We start from the raw sequence: 20969 nt of genomic DNA, 5'->3' as shown, positions 1-20969 counted from the left end.
AATATACCATGAAATTATGAGCACAGTATCTTATTACACCGCGGAAGGATTAAAAAAATTAAGAGAAGAATTAGACCATTTAAAAAGCGTAATGCGACCAAAAGCATCACAAGATATAGCCGAAGCAAGAGACAAGGGCGATTTGTCTGAAAATGCCGAGTATGATGCCGCAAAAGAAGCACAAGGGATGCTGGAAATGCGTATCGCCAAGCTTGAGGAAGTGCATTCGAATGCAAGATTGATTGATGAAACCCATTTGGATGTTTCTAAAGTATTGGTGTTGTCTAATGTGAAAATCAAAAACCAATCTAACGGAACGGAAATGACCTATACGTTGGTTGCCGAAAGTGAAGCGGATTTGAAAACCGGAAAAATATCGGTGACATCCCCAATCGGAAGAGGTTTGCTTGGAAAATCAGTTGGAGAGGTTGCGGAAATCACAGTGCCAAATGGGGTGTTGAAATTCGAAATTTTAGAAATCTCAAGAGACTAAATAGTATGTCAACTGTTTTTACAAAAATCATAAACGGAGAAATTCCCAGTTACAAAGTAGCTGAGGATGAGAATTATTTGGCTTTTTTGGATGTAAACCCAAATGCAAAAGGCCATACTTTATGCATTCCGAAATTCGAAGTCAATAAGATTTTTGATATGGACGAAGCACATTATTTGGGATTGATGCATTTTTCCCGAAAAGTGGCTATTGCACTCGAAAAAGCAGTTCCCTGTAAAAGAATCGGGATGTCTGTTATCGGGCTGGAAGTCCCCCATGCGCACGTTCACTTAATTCCGTTGAATGAAATGAGCGAAATGACATTTAAACACAAAGTGAGCTTAACAAAAGAAGAATTTGAGTCTATAGCAAAGAGTATTCAGACGTATTTATAATTGTTGCAAAACAAACTACAAAAATTCATTTCATTAAATTGGAATGAATTTTGTGTTTAAAAGAAAATCTATTTAAATGAATCTTAATATAATGAAAAATATTTTTTCACTTTTTATTCTACTGCTTTCAGGTTTAAGTTTTGGGCAAGTTCAGAATGAATATGCTTCGATTGACAATCAAATTTCTAAAATGCCTGATAACTTAAGCAATTCAACAAAATCTATTGCCAGTTATATAAACGCCAATTTTAAAACGGAGAACGAAAAAATTCGCGCCATTTTTTATTGGACTTCTTCAAAAATCAGTTATGACATAAACAATATGTATGCTGTAAATTTCAATGAAACTTCTGAGGAAAAAATAAAAAAAACATTAGAAACTAAGAAAGGCATTTGCATCAATTACGCTGAAATTTTCAATGACATTGCCAATAAAGTTGGTATAAAATCCATTATTATAGAAGGATATACCAAACAAATGAACAAAGTAGATTATGTCCCTCATGCATGGTGCGCAGCAAAAATTGACAATAAATGGTATGTTTTTGACCCAACTTGGGGTTCAGGATATGTCAATAAAAATAAATTTGTCAGAAAAGTAAATAATTATTATTATAAAACGGATCCAACCAAAATAATTTCTTCTCATATGCCATTTGATTATATGTGGCAATTCCTCAATTATCCGGTTACCAATCAGGAATTTTATACCGGAAAAACCCAAGTTAATAAGTCAAAAACCTATTTTGATTTTGCAACTGAAATCTCAAATTATGAAAAACTATCCGAAGTTGATAAATTGACAACTTCAGTCGGTAGGATGGAAAAAAACGGAGTAAAAAACGCCATGATATTTGACAGGGTTTCCGGTAAAAAACGCGAAATTGAAAACTTCAAACAAAATGAAGTTGTTGCCGATTTTAACAATATAGTTTCAATTTATAATGAAGGAGTAAATGAATTGAATGAATTCATAAATTACAGAAACAAGCAATTTAAACCTGTCGTTTCTGATGAAGAAATAAAGAAAATGATAGAAAGCCCCATGAATAAATTACTGAACAGTCAGGAATTAATAAATAATTTGGGGCAAATAGACAAAAACAACAAAGCAAGCGTAAATTCAGTAAGAAAATCGATAGCAGAAACGCTAAAACAAGCAACAGAACAAGAAATGTTTGTAATGAAATATTTAAGTAAGTCAAAAATTGCAAGGAAATCAATGTTCTATAAAGCCACTTGGCTTGGCGTTCCTTTAAATTAAATATTTTTCTTATAACTCACCAACATCGTAGTGCCTTTGTTGATTTCAGAATTCAACACTTTTATTTTTCCTTTGTGGTATTCTTCGACAATTCTTTTGGTCAGGGAAAGTCCTAAACCCCAACCGCGTCTTTTAGTGGTAAATCCGGGTTCGAAAATTCTCTTGAATTGGCTTTTTGGAATGCCTTTTCCGGAATCGGTGACTTTTATTTTTACAAAATTAGCATCTTCTTCTATAACAACGGCTAATTTTCCGCGTCCTTTCATGGCGTCAATGGCGTTTTTAACTAAGTTTTCAATCGTCCAGCTGTGTAAAGCGGGATTAATGGAAACCAGGATTGGTCCCTTGGGTGCTTTAAAAGAGAATTCCACTTGTTTAGAAAATCGAGATTGTAAATAATCGAAAGATTCCTCGGTTTCCGAAACAATGTCTTTGATTTCCAAAACGGGTTCTGAACCAATTTTAGAGAAACGATCGGTGATATTTTGCAATCGAACGATGTCTTTTTCAATTTCCGCAACGGTAGTTTCATCCACATTATCGGCTTTCATAATTTCGAGCCACCCGATTAAGGACGACAATGGCGTACCTATCTGATGCGCTGTTTCTTTTGCCATTCCTGCCCAAAGTTTGTTCTGGGTAGCCATTTTTGTGCTTTTGTAAAAGTTATAAACCAAAGAGCCGAACAAGAAAATAATCAACAATAAGGCAATCGGATAATACTTGAGTTTATTCAGTAGAGATGAATTTCCATAATGAAGATATTGAAATTTTCCGGGAACATATTCAATGACGATAGGCACGTTCTCCGTTTTTAATTTTGACAACAGTTTCTTCGATTTTTGTTCGTCATTTATAATCTCATCATCAATGTTGATGGTGTTAATGATGCTGTCATTTTCGGTAACTATAATCGGGATGGTAGTATTATTGCTGAAAATTTTTAGGGGAAGATCCAGTTCGGTGTTTTCGCCCGCATTAATCAATGTCTTTTGCGCCGTTGCCAAAAGTTCCATTTTTAGACGCTCCTCATTCTTGAAAATTTGAAAAAAGACATAGGTATTCCACAGAATCATCGTGATAATTATAAAGGATGCAATAATGATAATCCAACGCGTTAGGCTTCTTTTGTCCGAAAAATCCATAGAATTTATTTTGAGGCATAAATATAACGAAATATTGGGATTAAGATTGCACAACACTGAGTTTGATTTTTTGTAGCTGTTTCCTGCTATGCATTCCAAATGAAATTCACTGAACTCCGATTAAAATAAAGTATTGTGAAGTAATCTTTTTTGTTTTTAAAGAAAAAACAAAAAAGGATTTCCATTTCTATCAGGGCTAAGGCCATCATTTGGTTAATAAATCGTAAAAACATAATTCAACATTCTGAATCCATTTTACTACTTTTGTCTAAATTGAAATTTTTATGATTAGCATTGAACCAAAAGACATTTCTTCAGTAAAATTACAGGGGTATTTACAAAGTTCGGTAGGCCCAAGACCTATTGCTTTTGCCAGTACGATGGATAAAGCCGGAAATCCCAATTTGTCGCCTTTTAGTTTCTTTAATGTGTTTAGTTCCAATCCGCCAATCCTGATTTTTTCGCCTGCAAGGCGTGTTCGTGACAATACCATAAAACACACTTTAATCAATGCTGACGCTACCCGAGAAGTAGTCATTAATGTTGTAAATTATGACATGGTACAACAAACTTCTTTGTCTAGTACCGAATATGCAGATGGGGTGAATGAGTTTCTGAAATCGGGCTTAACGCCAATTCCTTCAGATATTGTAAGACCATTTCGCGTTGCCGAATCTCCGGTACAGTTTGAATGTAAAGTAAATGACATTATCAGTTTGGGAAATGAAGGCGGCGCGGGAAATCTAATCATTTGCGAAGTGGTAAAAATTCATATTAATGAAGCGGTTTTAGACGAAAACGGAGCCATAGACCAGCATAAAATTGATTTGGTTTCCAGAATGGGCGGCAATTGGTATTCACGTGCCAATCAGGGGTTATTTGAAGTGCCAAAGCCATTAACCACTTTAGGAATAGGAGTAGACCAGATTCCTGATTTTGTAAAAAATAGTCCTGTTTTCAATGGAAACGATTTGGGAATGTTGGGAAATATCGAAGCATTGCCTACAACCGAAGAAATTGATATATTTGTAAAAGAAAATTTTGCAGTGAAAGGTGTTTTGAGTGCCGACGATGTTTTAAAACAGCATCAAAAAGCCAAAGAATATTTAGATAATAATGACGTGCTTTCTGCTTGGAAAGTATTGTTAGCAAAGGGAATTTAGTTTAAAAAAATAGAAATAGTAATAAAAAAATAATTAAGATGGAAGTTACAGGAAAAATCAAAATGCTTGGTGAGTCAAAAAATGTTGGAAGCGGAAGTTTCTTGAAAAGAGAACTTGTTGTAACAACAGACGAACAATATCCACAGCATATTCTAGTTGAATTCGTACAGGACAAATGTGATTTATTGAACAGTTTTAATGTTGGTGAAGCAGTAAAAGTTTCCATCAATTTAAGAGGGCGCGAATGGGTAGATCCACAAGGAGTTACTAAATATTTTAATGCTATTCAAGGTTGGAGAGTCGAAAGATTAGCTGCTGAATCAGCATCAGCACAAGCGCCACCAATGCCTGCTGCCGAAGCATTTGAACCAGCACAAAATTTTAAAGAAGAAGATCACGACGATTTACCTTTCTAAAATATTTTAGGAATAAAAAACATGCATAGCCTCGATATTCGGGGCTTTGTTGATTAATTCAAAACGTAAAAGCATTGTATTATTTATCCAAAGATTTATTCTTTCCGCCTGTGGAAGAAGCTGACAGAGATGGTATTCTCGCTGTCGGAGGTGATTTGTCTCCGGAGCGTTTGCTACTGGCATACAAAAGCGGAATTTTTCCTTGGTTCAATGAGGATGAGCCGATACTTTGGTGGTCGCCAAATCCGAGAATGGTGTTGTTTTTAGACGAGTTAGTAGTCTCAAAAAGCATGCGGAACATTCTTAACAGAAACCTTTTTAAGGTGACTTTTAATCAAAATTTCAAAGCTGTTATATCCAATTGTCGTTCCGTAAACCGTAACGGGCAAATTGGAACCTGGATTAGCGACGAGATGATTGATGCCTATTGTAAACTCAATGAATTAGGAATTGCAAAGTCGGTTGAGGTATGGCAAAATGATGAGTTAGTCGGTGGATTATACGGTATAGATTTAGGTCATATTTTCTGTGGAGAAAGTATGTTTTCTAAGGTAAGCAATGCCTCTAAAGTGGCTTTTATAAGTTTGGTAAATCAATTAAAAAAAGACAATTATAAACTTTTAGATTGTCAGGTGTATAATGAACATTTAGAAAGTTTAGGATGTCGTGAAATTGAAAGAGAAGATTTTATCAGGATTCTGAATACTCAGGAATAAAATGATATTTTGAATTGACTCATTTCTGTTTTCGTTTCCAACAATCTTCCACATGATCATCAACCATTCCGGTGGCCTGCATGTGCGCATAAACTACGGTGGAACCTACAAATTTGAAACCTCGTTTTTTTAAATCTTTACTGATTTCGTCCGAAAGTGTGGTTGTAGCTTTAATTTCCGATAAGTTTTTTAAATTATTGATAATGGGTTTTCCATCGGTAAATTTCCAAATGTAATTCGAGAAACTCCCAAATTCTTCCTGTACTTTCATAAAGGCAATCGCATTCGAAACGGCTGATCTGACTTTAAGTTGGTTCCGGATAATACCAGCGTCCTGAAGTAAATCCTGAATTTTATCTTCGGAATAATTGGCTACTTTTTTATAATCGAATTGATCAAAAGCATTTCGGAAGTTTTCTCTCTTTTTTAAGATGGTAATCCAACTCAAACCGGCCTGAAAGGTTTCTAAAATTAGAAATTCAAATAACTTTTGGTCGTCATAAACGGGAACACCCCATTCTTCGTCATGGTATTTTTCGTAAATGTCAATTCCAACGCACCATTTGCATCTGATTTTAGCTTCCATAAGATTTGGTTTTTAAAAATTCAAATATAAAAGAAAAATCCCATTTCAAATTGCTTCGAAATGGGATTTAATATGGAGTTTAGAATAAATTATCCTAAAGCAGCTCTTTTGAAACCTGTAACCACTAAGTTAGCGTCAACAGATTTAGCATAAGCAGCAACGCTCATTTTGTTGTCTTTAATATAATCTTGGTTTACCAAAGTATTGTCTTTAAAGAAACGAGCCAATTTACCTTTAGCGATGTTGTCTAACATTTCTTCTGGTTTACCTTCTTGACGTAAGATATCTTTAGCGATTTCGATTTCTTTAGCGATAGTTTCTGAATCAACACCAGCTTCGTTCAAAGCGATTGGAGCCATAGCAGCAGCTTGCATAGCAATGTTTCTTGCAGCTTCTTCGCCGCCATCAACTTTTGCAGAAAGAGCTACTAATGTAGCGATTTTGTTTCCAGAGTGAATGTAAGATCCGATGAAAGCACCTTCTAATTTTTCGAAAGTTCTGATTTCAAGTTTTTCTCCGATAACTCCAGTTTGCTCGATTAATTTGTCAGCAACAGTGATTCCATTGAAATCAGCTGCTAAAAATTCTTCTTTAGTATTGAAGTTCAATGCTAAATTAGCCATTTCAGTAGCCATTTTAACGAAGTTTTCATTCATACCAACGAAGTCAGTTTCACAGTTCAAAGTGATTACCACACCAGCAGTTTTGTCAGCGTTAACAACAGCAATTGCAGCACCTTCTGTAGATTCTCTATCAGATCTGTTTGCAGCTACTTTTTGTCCTTTTTTACGTAGGTTTTCAATCGCTAAATCGAAATCTCCGTCCGCTTCAACTAAAGCTTTTTTGCAGTCCATCATTCCTGCACCTGTGATTGTTCTTAATTTGTTTACGTCTGCAGCAGTTATAGTTGCCATATTGTGTGTTTTTTATGTTAAAAGTAAAAATTCCAATTTTCCAATCCCAAACTCCAAGGTTATTAAATTATCAACGTTTTGTTTCTAATTTATTTGGAATTTGGAATTAAAAATTTGGAATTTAAATGTTTATTTATTCTTCAGTTTTAGTTTCTGTAGTTTCAGTTGCTACTGGAGCTTCTTCAACAACTTCAGCTGCTACCGGAGTTTTTGTTTCTTTTTCTGCTGCTACTGCAGGAGCTGCAACATCACCTTCTTTGTCAGAAGTTCTGTTAGCAAGACCGTCAATAATTGCACCAGTTACTAAAGTTAAAATTTTATCGATAGATTTAGAAGCATCATCGTTAGATGGGATTACGTATTCAACCTCTCTTGGGTCAGAATTGGTATCCACCATGGCGAAAACTGGAATGTTTAATTTTTGAGCTTCTTTTATTGCGATGTGTTCAGCTTTAATATCTACTACGAACAATGCTGCAGGAAGTCTAGACATATCTGCGATTGAACCTAAGTTTTTCTCTAATTTAGCACGAAGACGATCTACTTGCAAACGCTCTTTCTTAGAAAGGGTCATGAATGTACCATCTTTCTTCATTTTATCAATAGTAGCCATTTTTTTAACAGCTTTTCTGATTGTAACGAAGTTAGTTAGCATTCCACCAGGCCATCTTTCAGTGATGTAAGGCATGTTTGCAGCTTTTGCTTTTTCAGCAACGATATCTTTTGCTTGTTTTTTGGTAGCAACGAATAATATTTTTCTACCAGATGCAGCGATTTTTTTCAAAGCTTCATTAGCTTCTTCAATTTTTGCTGCAGTTTTATATAGATTGATAATGTGAATACCATTACGCTCCATATAAATGTAAGGAGCCATGTTTGGATCCCATTTTCTAGTCATGTGTCCGAAGTGAACACCTGCTTCTAGTAATTCTTTTACTTCTACTTTGTTTGACATTTTTTTTACTAGTTTACGTTCTGTTGATTAGCAATGTATAAATGGCGGTTTCCCGGCTGAATACATTTAGATGCTAAACTAATTCCTACCTCAGTAGGCAACAACAACATTGTTTTTAAATTCAATAATTGAGTCTTGCTCCATTGAACAAGACAGGCAATATTAACGTTTAGAGAATTGGAATCTCTTACGAGCTTTCTTCTGACCGAATTTCTTACGTTCAACCATTCTTGGATCTCTTGTTAATAAACCTTCTGGTTTAAGTATAGCTCTGTTTCCTTCACCAACTTCACACATAACTCTGGCAATAGCCATTCTCACAGCTTCTGCTTGTCCTGTAGAACCACCTCCGTAAACATTTACTTTTACGTCATAGTTTGTAACATTGTCTGTTAAAGACATTGCTTGTAAAACTTTGTACTGTAAAGTAGCTGTTGGGAAATAAGTTGCGAAAGGTTTTTTGTTTACCACGATAACTCCTGTTCCTTCCGAAACATAAACACGTGCAACAGCGGTTTTTCTTCTACCGATTTTGTGAATAACTCCCATTACTTAAGATCGTTAAGGTTAACTGTTTTAGGTTTTTGAGCGCCTTGTTTGTGCTCAGTACCTACAACAACATTTAAATTTCTGAAAAGTTCAGCCCCTAATTTGTTCTTAGGTAACATTCCTTTTACCGCTTTTTCTACTAATAATGCAGGGTTTTTTGCCTGTAATACTTTAGCAGTTAAAGTTCTTTGTCCTCCAGGGTAACCAGTGTGACGGATGTATGTTTTTTCATCCATTTTGTTACCTGTAAGGTTGATTTTTTCTGAGTTGATAACGATTACGTTATCTCCGCAGTCCACGTGTGGTGTGTAACTTGGCTTGTACTTACCTCTCAAAATCATAGCGACTTTTGAAGCAAGACGACCTAAGTTATGACCGTCAGCGTCTACAACAATCCACTCTTTTGTAACAGTGGCTTTGCTGGCTGATTGTGTCTTGTAGCTTAATGCGTCCATAATATTATTTTAATTAAACATTCCATCCCCAATAAAGGGGTTGCAAAAGTACAATTAATTATTTTAAATACAAATAGCTGAATAAGATTATTTTAAAGCCGGTTTATTCGTTTTATATTTCTGGAAATTAATTCAGTAGATATTAAAATGATTCATTCCCTAGCCCTGATGGAAGTGGAAATCCTCGCTTTTTTGCGAGATTGTAGCGGACAGCAGGAAAATGATGTCTAAAAATTCGCAAACCTTTTGCTTCTAAAGAAAATTATATGTTCATTTTTTCTTATTTTTAGCGTTCAATTGACATTTATTATGAAATCTAAGGCTACATTAAAACAAATTGCAAAAGAACTTAATGTTTCTGTTTCTACAGTTTCTAAGGCGCTAAATGATAGTCCTGAAATTAGTGAGCAGACAAAAATTAAGGTTAAAGAATATGCAAAACTTAAAAATTACAAACCGAATATTATAGGTGTAAATCTTAAAAACAGGAAAACCAAGACTATCGGCGTTATTATTCCTAATATTTTGAATTCTTTTTTTGCCAAGGTTTTTAGCGGGATCGAAAAGATTGCGGACGAGAAAGGATATAATGTTATTATGTGTATTTCGAACGAATCGTTAGACAAAGAAATTCATGCTTTGGAAATGTTAAGCAACGGTACCATTGATGGATTTATCTTGTCTGTTTCGGAGGAAGCTCAAAAACTGAAAAAGTTTGATCATTTTAACGAAATAGTTAACGGCGGAACACCTATTGTAATGTTTGACAGAATTGCAGATGAAGTACAATGTGATAAAGTGATTGTAGATGATTTTGATTCTGCTTTTAATGCAACGCAACATTTAATAAATTTAGGTTGCAAAAACATTGCTTTATTTTCCTCTATTGGTAATTTGAATTTAGGAAAATTGAGGGTACAGGGTTATTTAGCAGCCTTGGAAAAAAATGCAATAGCGATAAATGAAAATCTAATTATTCTTGCTGATTCTGCTGATGATTTTGACAGGCAGGTGCAGCAATTATTTGAAAAAAATAAAGTTGATGGAATTTTCGCACTAGATGAGCATACTTCTGTTTCGGCCATCAAAATGGGATTGAAACAGGGTTATAAAATACCGGAAGAATTATCTGTCATCGGTTTTGCCGATGGCGTTTGGTCTCGAAGACTAACACCAAGTTTGTCTACAGTAAGTCAGCATGGTCCGGAAATTGGCGAAGCGACTGCAAAAATGCTGATTCAACAATTAGAAAGCAAAGAGGAGGAATACACTTGTAGTACTACAGTTGTGAAAACGGAGTTGCGACAGAGAGAATCGACCAGAAAGCTGTGATTTGTTGTAAATTCTAATGCGCTTCCAGCCAATCTTTACCCGCTCCTAAATCAACTTCCAACGGAACATCAAGCTTAAAGGCATGCTCCATTTCGTATTTAATCATTGGTTTTATTTTTTCTAATTCCGAATTATGAACATCAAAGACAAGCTCATCATGAACCTGCAATAACATTTTGCTTTTCCAGTTTCCGGAAGTTAATTTATTATGAATGTTAATCATCGCGATTTTGATGATATCGGCTGCACTTCCTTGTATTGGAGCATTTACCGCATTTCTTTCGGCGCCACCGCGAACCACTGCATTTTGCGAATTGATATCTTTCAGGTAACGACGTCTTCCTAATATGGTTTGCACGTATCCGTTTTCTCTCGCGTTTTGTATCTGTTCGTTAATATAGGTTTTCAGTCTTGGATAGGTTTGATAGTAAGCATCAATCAATGCGGCGCTTTCGGAACGGGAAAGTGAGGTTTGATTGCTCAACCCAAACGCAGAAACGCCATAAATGATTCCGAAGTTCACCGTTTTGGCATGGCTTCTTTGTTCACGCGTAACTTCTTCTAACGGTACATTAAATACTTTTGAAGCCGTGGATTTGTGAATGTCTTCTCCATTAAGGAACGATTTAATCATGTTTTCTTCGCCACTCAATGCGGCAATAATTCTTAGTTCTATTTGGGAATAATCGGCAGAAACTATAGAATAATTTTCATCCCGAGCAATAAATGCTTTTCTGATTTGACGTCCTCTTTCGGTACGAATCGGAATATTCTGTAAGTTCGGATTATTGGAACTCAAACGACCGGTCGCCGCAACAGTTTGCATATAATCGGTGTGGACACGATGCGTGATTTTATCTACCTGGTTTGGTAAGGCTTCCACATAGGTATTCTGTAATTTTACCAATTGGCGCCAATCGAGAATGTCTTTTACAATAGGGTGTTCGTTGACTAAATAACTCAAAACTTCTTCACCAGTGGCATATTGACCGGTTTTGGTTTTCTTTTGTTTGATACCGCCAATTTTCAATTTATCAAATAAAACATCGCCCAATTGTTTTGGTGAGGCTAAATTGAATTTTTCTCCGGCAATTTCATAAATGGTTGCTTCCAGATTTTTTATATCGTTACTCAATTCATTTGACAAAGATTTTAGAAAATCAACATCCAGTCGGATGCCTTCTTTTTCCATATCGGCCAAGACTTTGACCAATGGAATTTCTATGTCTTCAAAAAGTTTTTTGGTTCCGGTTTTGTCTAATTCTAAAGTAAAAATTTCTTTTAACTGCAACGTTACATCGGCATCTTCAACAGCATATTCCTTAATATCTTCTAATTCGACATCGCGCATCGATTTTTGATTCTTTCCTTTTTTTCCTATTAAAGTTTCGATGGATTTGGGCGAATATTTCAAATAGGTTTCTGATAAAATATCCATATTATGACGCATATCCGGATTAATCAGATAATGCGCAATCATGGTGTCGAATAATTTTCCTTTTACGGTAATGCCGTAATTCGAAAGAATTTTTAAATCGTATTTTAAATTCTGCCCGATTTTCTCGATGGTTTCATTTTCGAAAAAAGGAATGAATTTTTCGATTAGTGTTTTGGCTTCTTCCTGATTTTCAGGAAACGCAACATAAAAACCTTTTCCTTTCTCGTAAGAAAAAGAAATTCCGACTAATTCAGCATGGAGCGCATCTAAACCGGTAGTTTCCGTGTCAAAACATACGGAAGGTTGTTTTTGTAAATTTTGCAACAGCAATTTTAAGCCCAAATCTCCTTGAACGATTTGATAATAATGTTCGGTATTTTCTAAGGTATTATAATACTGATGATGTCTTTCTTCTGAATTTTCTTCTGTAGTTGCACTTCCAAACAGATCGAATTGTTCGTCACTTTTCGGTTGTGGTTTTTTATATAATTTAGCATCAGAAACCGGATTGTTTGCTGTTGCAGTTCCGTCTTTTTTGAATATGGCATCAAATTGTTCCGCCATTCTTCTAAATTCCAATTCATTGAAAAGCGCATCGGTTTTTTCGACATCCGGAGAGGATAATTCATAATCCGTTTCGTCAAAAACAACAGGACAATCGAGTAGGATGGTGGCTAGTGTTTTGGATAATAATCCTTTTTCTTTATTGGCTTCAATGTTCTCTTTCATTTTTCCTTTCAGCTTATCGGTGTTGGCTAAAAGGTTTTCCATGGTTCCGAATTCTTTCAGTAATTTCTTGGCAGTTACTTCTCCTACGCCAGGAAGTCCCGGAATATTATCGGCTGCGTCGCCCATCATTCCAAGGAAATCAATGACTTGATCCGGTCTTTCGATTTCGAATTTTGCTAAAACTTCAGGGATTCCCCAAATTTCTATGCCATTTCCCATTCGAGCCGGTTTGTACATGAAGATGTTTTCGGATACCAATTGCGCAAAATCCTTATCAGGTGTAACCATAAAGACTTTGTAATTCTGTTTTTCTGCTTGCTTGGCAATGGTTCCAATTAAATCATCGGCTTCATAACCTTTGACTTCTATGATTGGAATATGCATCGCTTTTAATAATTCCTGAATATAAGGCAAGGCAATTTTTATGGCTTCCGGAGTGGCGTCACGGTGGGCTTTGTATTCGGGATATATTTCGTTTCTCAACTGACTTCCGCCATTGTCGAAAGCTACGGCTAAATGGTCGGGTTTCTCGCGTTTTATAACATCCATCAAGGAATTCATGAATCCCATAATCGCCGAAGTATCCATTCCTTTAGAGTTGATTCGCGGGTTTTTTATAAAAGCGTAATAACCACGAAAGATTAAAGCATAGGCATCGAGAAGGAACAGGCGTTTTTGTTGTGACATGAGTGTATCTTGTTAGAATTTTCAAATATATAAAAAATCAGGTCTTGCTTAGAATGTTTTCTTTTTGAATATCAATTTGGCATTTTGGATAAGATTGCCTTACCATGTGTTAAATCTTACAGAGGTGTTAAATATTATTTAAAAAAAACGGTATTTTATTGTGAAATATACAACGGAATACTTTTTGTGTTGAAAATTCCGTATTTTTGTAGTCCCCACTTTTACCATATAATATTATGAAAAATCTATACGTTTCAAAAATGAGATTGAAAACGCTCTTGTTTTCAATTGGGACATTTCTTGTGTCAATAATGCTTCAAGCTCAAATAGGGATTGGAACTGTTAGCCCGGATGTGAGTTCTATATTAGAGGTTTCTTCCACTGCCAAGGGAATGTTAACCCCACGAATGACTACTGTCCAAAAAATGGCTATTACAACTCCTGCTAACGGGTTAATGGTTTATGATACAGATATAAAAGCCTTTTATTATTATGATTCCTCCGTTTCTTTATGGATGAAAGTGTTAAGTGATTCTACTGGCCGATTGAAATTTAAACGTATTAAATCAACCGATGTTTTAGCAACTGTTTTAGCAGCTGAAAAAACGGCGGGCGGTAATACAAAATATCTTTTGGACGCGACTACTTTGTACGAGATTAATGGAACTGTTATGGTTGATTTACCAATAGAACTGAACAATGCTTATGTTGTTGGTCTAGATTCCGGAGATGATAAATTGATTAAAGCCACGGGTGATCTTTTTACGGGATCCACGGGAGGTTCTATCAGAGTGTTAACTTTAGCCGCATTAGGAGGTAATGTTTTTAATATTCTGGGAACAGGATTAGAAAGTTTAATTATTAGGGATTGTATTGTCGGCAATTCCGCTAGTGTAGGGAAAATTGAAAATGTTTGGTTGGTATTTATAAGTATCGTTCAGTATGCGAACAATGCAACAGGAATTGTTTATAAAGATATCAACAAATTATTAATCTCTAATGCAGGTTGGTTCGGCGATAATTCGGGAACATATGAAACCTTACAAGGTACTTTTGGGCTGGTTGGAAAAATCGGAGGATTTAGTGAGGTTAATGGCGCTAAAATTGGGGTTGATGTATCCTCTAATCCAACTATTACCGGTGATGCAGTAATTGAAACCGTTGTATTTACTGGTGTTCCCACTACAGGATTTTTTATAAAAAAATATACAACTGGCAGTTATACAGGATATAATTTTAATGATAGTTGGGCGGTGCGTTCAACAGGAATTCCAAATGAGGGAGATAGTTATGCAACCGGTAATTTATATTTGAATAGAACATTATCGTCACCAACAGTTCAACTTACAGATACTGGTTCGGCCTATAAAATTCCGGGAACGACAATCTCTACGAATTTGTTCAGAATGAATGGTTCCACAAGTAATCGTTTGGTCTATTTAGGCAAAAAACCGAGAACTTTTACAGCCACAGCTACCGTTTCTTTCGAAGGAGGATCTGGTTCTACTGATGTTTTGTTTTATTTCATAAAATTTAGTTCAACCGGAACTCCCACTTTTATAACATCCTCAGAAACTTTCATTGATTCTAATACAACTAGTGTGCAAAGTTTCCCTATTACAGGAACCGTTACTCTTTCTACTGGAGAATATATAGAATTGTATGCGCAGCGATTAAATGGTTCCAATAAAACATTTACTTTCCGTTCTTATAATATGTCTGTCAAATAAAAATAAACGCATTATAAAAGACTTAATTTTAAAATTGCACGGGCTTGACTTTTTATTTAAAGTCAAACTCTTCTTTTTGCAGATGTAATTTTAAGCTCTTCAATATTCAATTTTATGTACTGCCTATTTATTGTTTCGTTAATTATATAACTATTGTGTTGGTGAAGATTCAAAAACAACCCATAACAATATTTTAAAAGCGTTAAATTTTAACTAATAGAAAACCGTTTCACTCCATTAATTTGTTATTTTGTATAAAAAATTTATTACGATGGTTTTTCGCATACTAGTGCTGTGTCTTATTCTACTTATTGTTGAAATTTATGCTTTTCAGGCATTAAGGACTCTGGTAAAGCCAAAATGGATGTTGGTTGCTTATCAAGTTATTAGTTTATTGGTTTTAGTATTCATTGTATATTCTTTCATGCAATTCGATCGTACTGTCGGACAAACCAGGCAAACGATGCTCACTACGGGTTTAATGCTTTTAGTATATGTTCCAAAAATGATTTTGGCCTTGGTACTGCTTGGCGAAGATATTTTCCGAATTGGGGCAGGTTCCGTAAATTATTTTGCCTATTATGACAATACCACAGATTTTCTGGCTTCAAGGCGAAAATTCATTAGTCAGGTAGGGTTAGGATTAGCGGCAGTCCCGTTTTTGTCCTTAATATATGGAGTAACTATAGGAAAGTACAATTACAAAGTAATCAAGCAGCGTATTTTCTATGCCGATTTGCCGGATGCTTTCGATGGTTTTAAGATTACACACATATCTGATATTCACAGCGGTAGTTTTGATAATCCGGATAAAATAAATTATGCCATAGATTTAATTAATGAGCAAAATTCGGATATGATTTTGTTTACCGGTGATATCGTAAATACTGATGCCAGAGAGATGCACCCTTGGATTGATACTTTCAACAGAATTCAGAAACATGAGTTTGGGAAATTTTCTGTGCTTGGGAATCACGATTATGGTGAATATGTAACCTGGCCTTCTGAAAGAGAGAAGGAAGATAATTTTCAAGCCATAAAAGACTTACACGGTCAAATTGATTTCAAATTGTTATTGAATGAAAATACGCTTATCAAAAAAGGAACCGATAAAATTGCCTTAGTTGGAGTAGAGAATTGGGGAAATAATTTCAGGAAAGCAGGTGATATTAATTTGGCTTCAGCCGATTTAGCTAAAGAAGATTTTAAAATATTGATGAGTCACGACCCGTCGCATTGGGAATATGAAGTAAAAAACCATGAGAAACATTTTCATTTAACCTTGTCAGGTCATACCCATGGCATGCAATTTGGAATAGAAATTCCGGGTTATATTAAGTGGAGTTTAGCGCAATATGTATACAAACAATGGGCTGGATTATACGAAAATATGGGAAGGTACGTTTACGTGAACAGAGGTTTTGGTTTTCATGCCTATCCGGGAAGAGTAGGTATTATGCCGGAAATAACGGTCATTGAACTAAAAAAAGGTAAAAACGTAACATAATCTGTTAAAAACGTTATATTTGTATAACAATCTCTATTCAGTAGTCTAAAATAATTTAATTTTTGTTTTTATGTCAAAATTTGGAGAACTTATAAATGCGCAAACGCCTGTGTTAATTGATTTTTACACAGAATGGAACGAACCTTCAGTTTCCATGCATCCTGTAATTAGAGATGTTGCTGCGGCTCTTGGCGACAAAGCAAAAGTCATTAAAATCGATGTGGACAAAAACCAGGAATTAGCCGATGCTTTACGTATCAAAGGGCTTCCTACATTGATGATTTATAAAGCTGGTCAGATGATTTGGAGACAGTCCGGGGAACTTGATGCAAATACTATTATCAATTTGGTTCAGGAACAGATTCAATAATAGATTGCATGGTTGATTTCTTTTTGTAGAATTAGAAAACCAGCTATTCAATATGAATCGGTAAACACTTGTATTTATTCTCTTGTAGAAATTCTAAAGTTTTCGGTAAAGTAAATTCCAAATTCTGAAAGGCTTTTACACTATCATGAAAAACGATAATACTCCCGGATTCAACATTTTTTAAAACATTTTCCAGACATTGTTCCGGAGATACTTCCGTGTCAAAATCGGCACTCAATACATCCCACATAATAATTTTATATCCCATTTTTCGCAATGCTTTGGTTTGCGAAGGTTTTATTCTGCCATAAGGCGGGCGGAACAGTTTTGGGTGACTATTTTTGATTGAATGTTTTCGAATTTGTTCTTCACACAAATTAGCATTCTTTAAATAGGCTTTAGTTGCCGTTTTCCATCCGTTTAAATGATTAAAAGTATGGTTTCCTAGGGAATGTCCTTCTTGGATAATTTTCGCAAAAATGCCTGGATGTTTTTCGATGTTATTTCCAATGCAGAAAAAGGTGGCTTTGGCTTCATATTTTTGCAATTGAGATAAAGTCCACTCGGTAATTTCCGGAGTTGGCCCGTCATCAAAAGTCAGGTAAACAATCTTTTCTTTATTCGGAATATGCCAGACATATTTTGAAAAGATTTTTTTGATTACAGCATTCGTTTTTATCCAATAGAAAGACATAAGCTATATTGGTTTAAAAAAAGCCCGCCGGTTGGCAGGCTTTCTATAATTTTGAAATTAATCGTTACTCTTTGTCGCGTCCGAAACGTTCAAACAATTTATTGTAGGTATTGAAAACAGGTCTGTTTTTGTTATAAAATTCTATGTCGCCTCTGTCTTTCATTACTTGCAGCAAGCTTCTGTAACGTTCAATATCAGTAACAATATCGATGCCAATGGCACTTTGTTCAGAAGATTTCATATTACTGTAAAACTTAAGGTTTTCTTTGTATTTAGTCATTAATTGGTCCAGGATTTTCCGTGCTTTTTCCTTTTCTCCAATCGCATAATAACCTCCGGCAAAAGGTTCAACCATAGTATAATAGTCATAAAATTCCAACGGCATTTTTGTCATTGCCAAATCAATAATATTTTTTGCCTTATCCTTTTTGCCTTCATTGATTAATTGTTCCATCAAACGAGCCATATTGGTTCTATAGGAAATACTGTTTTTTCTGGTTTCAGGATCGTGATAAATGTTTGGGCTTTCGCCATTGCCCCAATCCCATTTCATGACAATGTCATACATTTTGTCGGAATCAATCTGTCCCATATCAAGTTGGCTTTTTTCCTTGTTTATTGCGGTTTTTACCGGCACTAATTTATAAACCAAACCGTCTAATTGCAGATAATCTTTCATCCATAAATAATCATCATCACCAAAGCTTCCTCCAGTAAAATAAATTGGTCTTTCCCAGTTGTTGTTGGCAACGATGTCCAGCATCATAACCCTGTTTTTATACAGTGCTTTTCCTTTAATATCAACGTCTATGTATGGAACAATAGAATCATAGTATTTTGGGCTAACCACTTTGTTTTTGATAATCACGTTTTTATCCACAGGAATTCTGATTTTATCGGTTGGATAAAAATGAATTTTCTGACCATTCTGCATTTCTACAACGGTTTGCGGATCATTACTTTTTATAAAACTCATAAGATCTTTGATGTCCCAACGGTTTTCAGTTATCTGATTGTAGACGACGTAATCCAATTTGTCTCCTACATATTGATCGTGAGTAAATGAAATCGGCAAACCATCGGATTCGTAAGTTTTCATTTTCATTTGGTCAATATACCAATCGGTCATGAAAAGACTCGTGTTTACTATTTTGATATCAGTTCTTACGTTTTCGATTTCTTGTGCGTACCAAAGCGGGAAGGTGTCATTGTCGCCAATGGTAAATAAAATAGCATTTGGTTCGCAGGAATTCAAATAATTTTTAGCCATTGCGATGGCAGTATATTTATCGGAACGGTCGTGATCATCCCAGTTTTGTGAAGCCATTAATACCGGAGCGGCTAATAAAGTGACTGCAATCACGATTGGACCGGCAATTTTTGGTTGCAGATAATCTTTTATAAAATCATAAATAGCATAGACACCAAATCCTATCCAAATAGCAAATACATAAAAGGATCCTACCAAGGCATAATCTCTTTCACGTGGTTCAAAAGGTCTTTCGTTGAGGTATATTTTTAAGGCTAAACCGGTAAATAAAAATAAGACGAGCAACACATAAAAACTTTTTTGGTCCTTATTGGCATGATATAATAATCCGATAACTCCTAAAAGAAAGGGTAAGAAGTAGTATAGATTGCGTCCTTTGTTATTTAATACATCCGAAGGTAAATCTGCTTGTGAACCCAGACGCATTTCATCAATAAAGGTAATTCCGCTTAACCAATTCCCGTTAAGGCTGTCATATTTCCCTTGGATGTCGCTTTGTCTTCCGGTGAAATTCCACATCAAATACCTCCAATACATGTATCCGAATTGGTATTCAAACATAAATCCAAGATTGTCCACAGTGCTTGGTTTTTCTATGATAAGATATTCGCCATAGCTTCTGAGAAAAGATACGTAGCCTTCGGTATCGATTTGTTTTGCGGCATAAGCATTTCTGAATTCCGAAACTGTTTTCTCTACTTCATTTCGCAATTGAGCAACTGCTTTTGCTAATTCTTCTTCACCTAATTGATTAACATCAACGCCGTATTTTCCTAATTCATTTTCATAAGGATAATTCGGATTTATTTTAAATTCAAGAACATGTGTAAAATTCATGTAATTTTCTACGTGATCGGTGCTCCACATTCTAGGCAAAATGGCTTTGTGATTGTCATCACTATTCTGCTCAGCGTTTTTGTAATTGTTTACGATGACATATTTTCCGGTTTTATAATCTCTTTCGTAGTTTGGCGCCTTGTCTAAATACGGGTTGTCTTTGTCCAATCCTGCAAAAGTATCCGAATATTGGGGGCCATAAAACAACGGGTTTACACCATATTGTTCACGATTGTAATAGGCAAGAACTTCACGGGCATCCGAAGGTTTGTTTTCGTTGATTACCGTATTTGCATTAGCGCGGATAGGCAGCATCATCCAGGTGGAAAATCCAATAAGGATGAATAATATGCAAAGAATTAAAGTATTGTATTGAGCAAGACCTTTCTTTTTGGTGTAATTTAAACCAAAATAAAAGAAAGCAATAAAAAGTAATGCGACAAAAATGGTTCCCGAATTAAAGGGCATTCCCAATTGGTTTACCATGAAAATCTCTGCATTAGCAAAGAAAGCCATCGTTAAAGGCAATAGTAATTTGAAGATGAATAATAAAACGGCAACAACAACTGCATTAGCTATTATAAAATTTTTGACAGTTATTTTTTTGTAATGTTTAAAATAATATAAGAAACCAATAGCCGGAATAGTAAGTAAGGCCATAAAGTGAACACCAAAAGAAAGTCCAATGACAAGACAAATTATTAGCAACCATCTGTTTCCTCTCGGATTATGCATATCCCGTTCCCAGTGCAGTCCTAGCCAAAACAATAAGGCTATTAATAAAGTAGCCATGGCGTATACTTCGGCTTCAACGGCATTATACCAAAAACTATCTGAGAAAGTCAAGGCTAAAGCGCCAACAAAAGCACTTCCTAAAATGACAATGCCATTGTTTTTGCTGATTTCCTTAACCTGCTCGTCTTTTGGACTTGGGGCCAAAGATTGTAAAATCAATTTTTTCAATAAAATGGTTGAAGACCAAAATAATAACAGAATGGTAAATGCACTCGAAAAAACCGACATCATGTTTACCATCAAAGCGATATTCTTTTCATCAGAAGCAAACATGGCAAAGAAAGCGCCCATCATTTGGTATAAAGGTGCTCCAGGCGGATGCCCGACTTCGAGTTTTGCCGCAGTTGCAATGTACTCTCCGCAATCCCAGAAGCTCATAGTTGGTTCAACGGTAAGTGTGTAGGTCATTAATGCTATTGCAAAGGTAAGCCAGCCTAAAATTGTATTCCACTTATTGAAATTGAAGTTTGTCATATTTATAGTATGAATTTTGCTTTTTTTATTTGTGTTACAAAGAAAATGTTTTTTT

The 20969-nt window shown here is 35.4% G+C and carries 19 protein-coding genes; 10 read left to right on the top strand and 9 right to left on the bottom strand.

The annotated features are described in order from the left end of the window. Positions 1-16: 16 nt before the first annotated feature. The 3 genes from greA (at position 17) to VI621_RS13855 (ending at position 2152) form a co-directional block, all read left to right on the top strand. A complete protein-coding gene (gene greA, locus VI621_RS13865) occupies positions 17-493 on the top strand; it encodes a transcription elongation factor GreA (protein WP_324219002.1) in 477 nt (158 codons plus the stop codon). Positions 494-498: 5 nt separating this feature from the next. Then, positions 499-888 (top strand): HIT family protein, encoded by a 390-nt coding sequence (locus VI621_RS13860; RefSeq protein WP_324219001.1) that lies wholly within the window; start codon positions 499-501, stop codon positions 886-888. Between the two features lie 91 nt (positions 889-979). Further along, on the top strand, positions 980-2152 hold the full coding sequence (locus VI621_RS13855; RefSeq protein WP_324219000.1) for a transglutaminase domain-containing protein: 1173 nt from the start codon (positions 980-982) through the stop codon (positions 2150-2152). On the opposite strand, the gene VI621_RS13850 is transcribed toward VI621_RS13855, so the two are convergent. Next, entirely contained in the window at positions 2149-3297 is a 1149-nt protein-coding gene (locus tag VI621_RS13850; RefSeq protein ID WP_324218999.1) for a HAMP domain-containing sensor histidine kinase, read from the bottom strand. The two genes, VI621_RS13855 and VI621_RS13850, sit on opposite strands and share 4 nt — an antisense overlap. A gap of 284 nt (positions 3298-3581) precedes the next feature. On the opposite strand from VI621_RS13850, the gene VI621_RS13845 reads away from it, so the two are divergent. The 3 genes from VI621_RS13845 to aat all read left to right on the top strand — a co-directional run bounded on the left by VI621_RS13845 (position 3582) and on the right by aat (position 5592). Beyond that, positions 3582-4460, top strand: a complete 879-nt coding sequence (locus VI621_RS13845; protein WP_324218998.1) for a flavin reductase family protein — start codon at positions 3582-3584, stop codon at positions 4458-4460. A gap of 38 nt (positions 4461-4498) precedes the next feature. Then, the gene (locus VI621_RS13840) at positions 4499-4876 is read left to right on the top strand and encodes a DUF3127 domain-containing protein (protein ID WP_324218997.1); all 378 of its coding nucleotides are present in this window, start codon (positions 4499-4501) and stop codon (positions 4874-4876) included. Between the two features lie 74 nt (positions 4877-4950). Beyond that, on the top strand, positions 4951-5592 hold the full coding sequence (gene aat, locus VI621_RS13835; protein ID WP_324218996.1) for a leucyl/phenylalanyl-tRNA--protein transferase: 642 nt from the start codon (positions 4951-4953) through the stop codon (positions 5590-5592). Between the two features lie 19 nt (positions 5593-5611). Here the strand turns inward: aat and VI621_RS13830 are convergent, their stop codons facing one another. The 5 genes from VI621_RS13830 to rplM form a co-directional block, all read right to left on the bottom strand. Beyond that, positions 5612-6178: a DNA-3-methyladenine glycosylase I gene (locus tag VI621_RS13830; RefSeq protein ID WP_324218995.1), complete on the bottom strand. Its 567-nt coding sequence runs from the start codon at positions 6176-6178 to the stop codon at positions 5612-5614. 89 nt (positions 6179-6267) lie between these two features. After that, positions 6268-7092 (bottom strand): translation elongation factor Ts, encoded by an 825-nt coding sequence (gene tsf, locus VI621_RS13825; protein WP_324218994.1) that lies wholly within the window; start codon positions 7090-7092, stop codon positions 6268-6270. Between the two features lie 133 nt (positions 7093-7225). Beyond that, positions 7226-8047, bottom strand: a complete 822-nt coding sequence (gene rpsB, locus VI621_RS13820; RefSeq protein WP_324218993.1) for a 30S ribosomal protein S2 — start codon at positions 8045-8047, stop codon at positions 7226-7228. Between the two features lie 162 nt (positions 8048-8209). Then, on the bottom strand, positions 8210-8596 hold the full coding sequence (rpsI, locus tag VI621_RS13815) for a 30S ribosomal protein S9 (protein WP_324218992.1): 387 nt from the start codon (positions 8594-8596) through the stop codon (positions 8210-8212). Beyond that, positions 8596-9051, bottom strand: a complete 456-nt coding sequence (gene rplM / locus VI621_RS13810; protein WP_324218991.1) for a 50S ribosomal protein L13 — start codon at positions 9049-9051, stop codon at positions 8596-8598. The genes rpsI and rplM overlap by 1 nt, the downstream gene beginning before the upstream one ends. A 309-nt stretch (positions 9052-9360) precedes the next feature. Between rplM and VI621_RS13805 the strand changes: the two genes are divergently transcribed. Continuing rightward, positions 9361-10383, top strand: coding sequence for a LacI family DNA-binding transcriptional regulator (locus tag VI621_RS13805; protein ID WP_324218990.1), 1023 nt, complete (start codon positions 9361-9363; stop codon positions 10381-10383). A gap of 13 nt (positions 10384-10396) precedes the next feature. Here the strand turns inward: VI621_RS13805 and polA are convergent, their stop codons facing one another. Continuing rightward, positions 10397-13237, bottom strand: a complete 2841-nt coding sequence (polA, locus tag VI621_RS13800; RefSeq protein ID WP_324218989.1) for a DNA polymerase I — start codon at positions 13235-13237, stop codon at positions 10397-10399. Positions 13238-13473: 236 nt separating this feature from the next. Here polA and VI621_RS13795 point away from each other — a divergent pair, with 236 nt between their 5' ends. From VI621_RS13795 to VI621_RS13785, 3 genes are all read left to right on the top strand, one after another. Continuing rightward, a complete protein-coding gene (locus VI621_RS13795; RefSeq protein ID WP_324218988.1) occupies positions 13474-14967 on the top strand; it encodes a hypothetical protein in 1494 nt (497 codons plus the stop codon). 271 nt (positions 14968-15238) lie between these two features. After that, complete coding sequence (locus VI621_RS13790; RefSeq protein ID WP_324218987.1) at positions 15239-16474, top strand: metallophosphoesterase; 1236 nt, start codon at positions 15239-15241, stop codon at positions 16472-16474. 70 nt (positions 16475-16544) lie between these two features. After that, positions 16545-16844: a thioredoxin family protein gene (locus VI621_RS13785; RefSeq protein WP_324218986.1), complete on the top strand. Its 300-nt coding sequence runs from the start codon at positions 16545-16547 to the stop codon at positions 16842-16844. A gap of 43 nt (positions 16845-16887) precedes the next feature. Here VI621_RS13785 and VI621_RS13780 read toward each other — a convergent pair whose 3' ends face one another. Further along, positions 16888-17538 carry a polysaccharide deacetylase family protein gene (locus VI621_RS13780; RefSeq protein ID WP_324218985.1) on the bottom strand — a complete coding sequence of 217 codons (651 nt, stop codon included), beginning with the start codon at positions 17536-17538 and terminating at the stop codon, positions 16888-16890. Positions 17539-17602: 64 nt separating this feature from the next. Further along, a complete protein-coding gene (locus VI621_RS13775; protein ID WP_324218984.1) occupies positions 17603-20914 on the bottom strand; it encodes a protein O-mannosyl-transferase family in 3312 nt (1103 codons plus the stop codon). Positions 20915-20969: the final 55 nt, after the last annotated feature.

The sequence above is a fragment of the Flavobacterium sp. genome (assembly GCF_035292545.1).
In the GTDB taxonomy this organism is placed as follows: domain Bacteria; phylum Bacteroidota; class Bacteroidia; order Flavobacteriales; family Flavobacteriaceae; genus Flavobacterium.
This window is presented reverse-complemented; position numbering and strand designations above follow the sequence as displayed.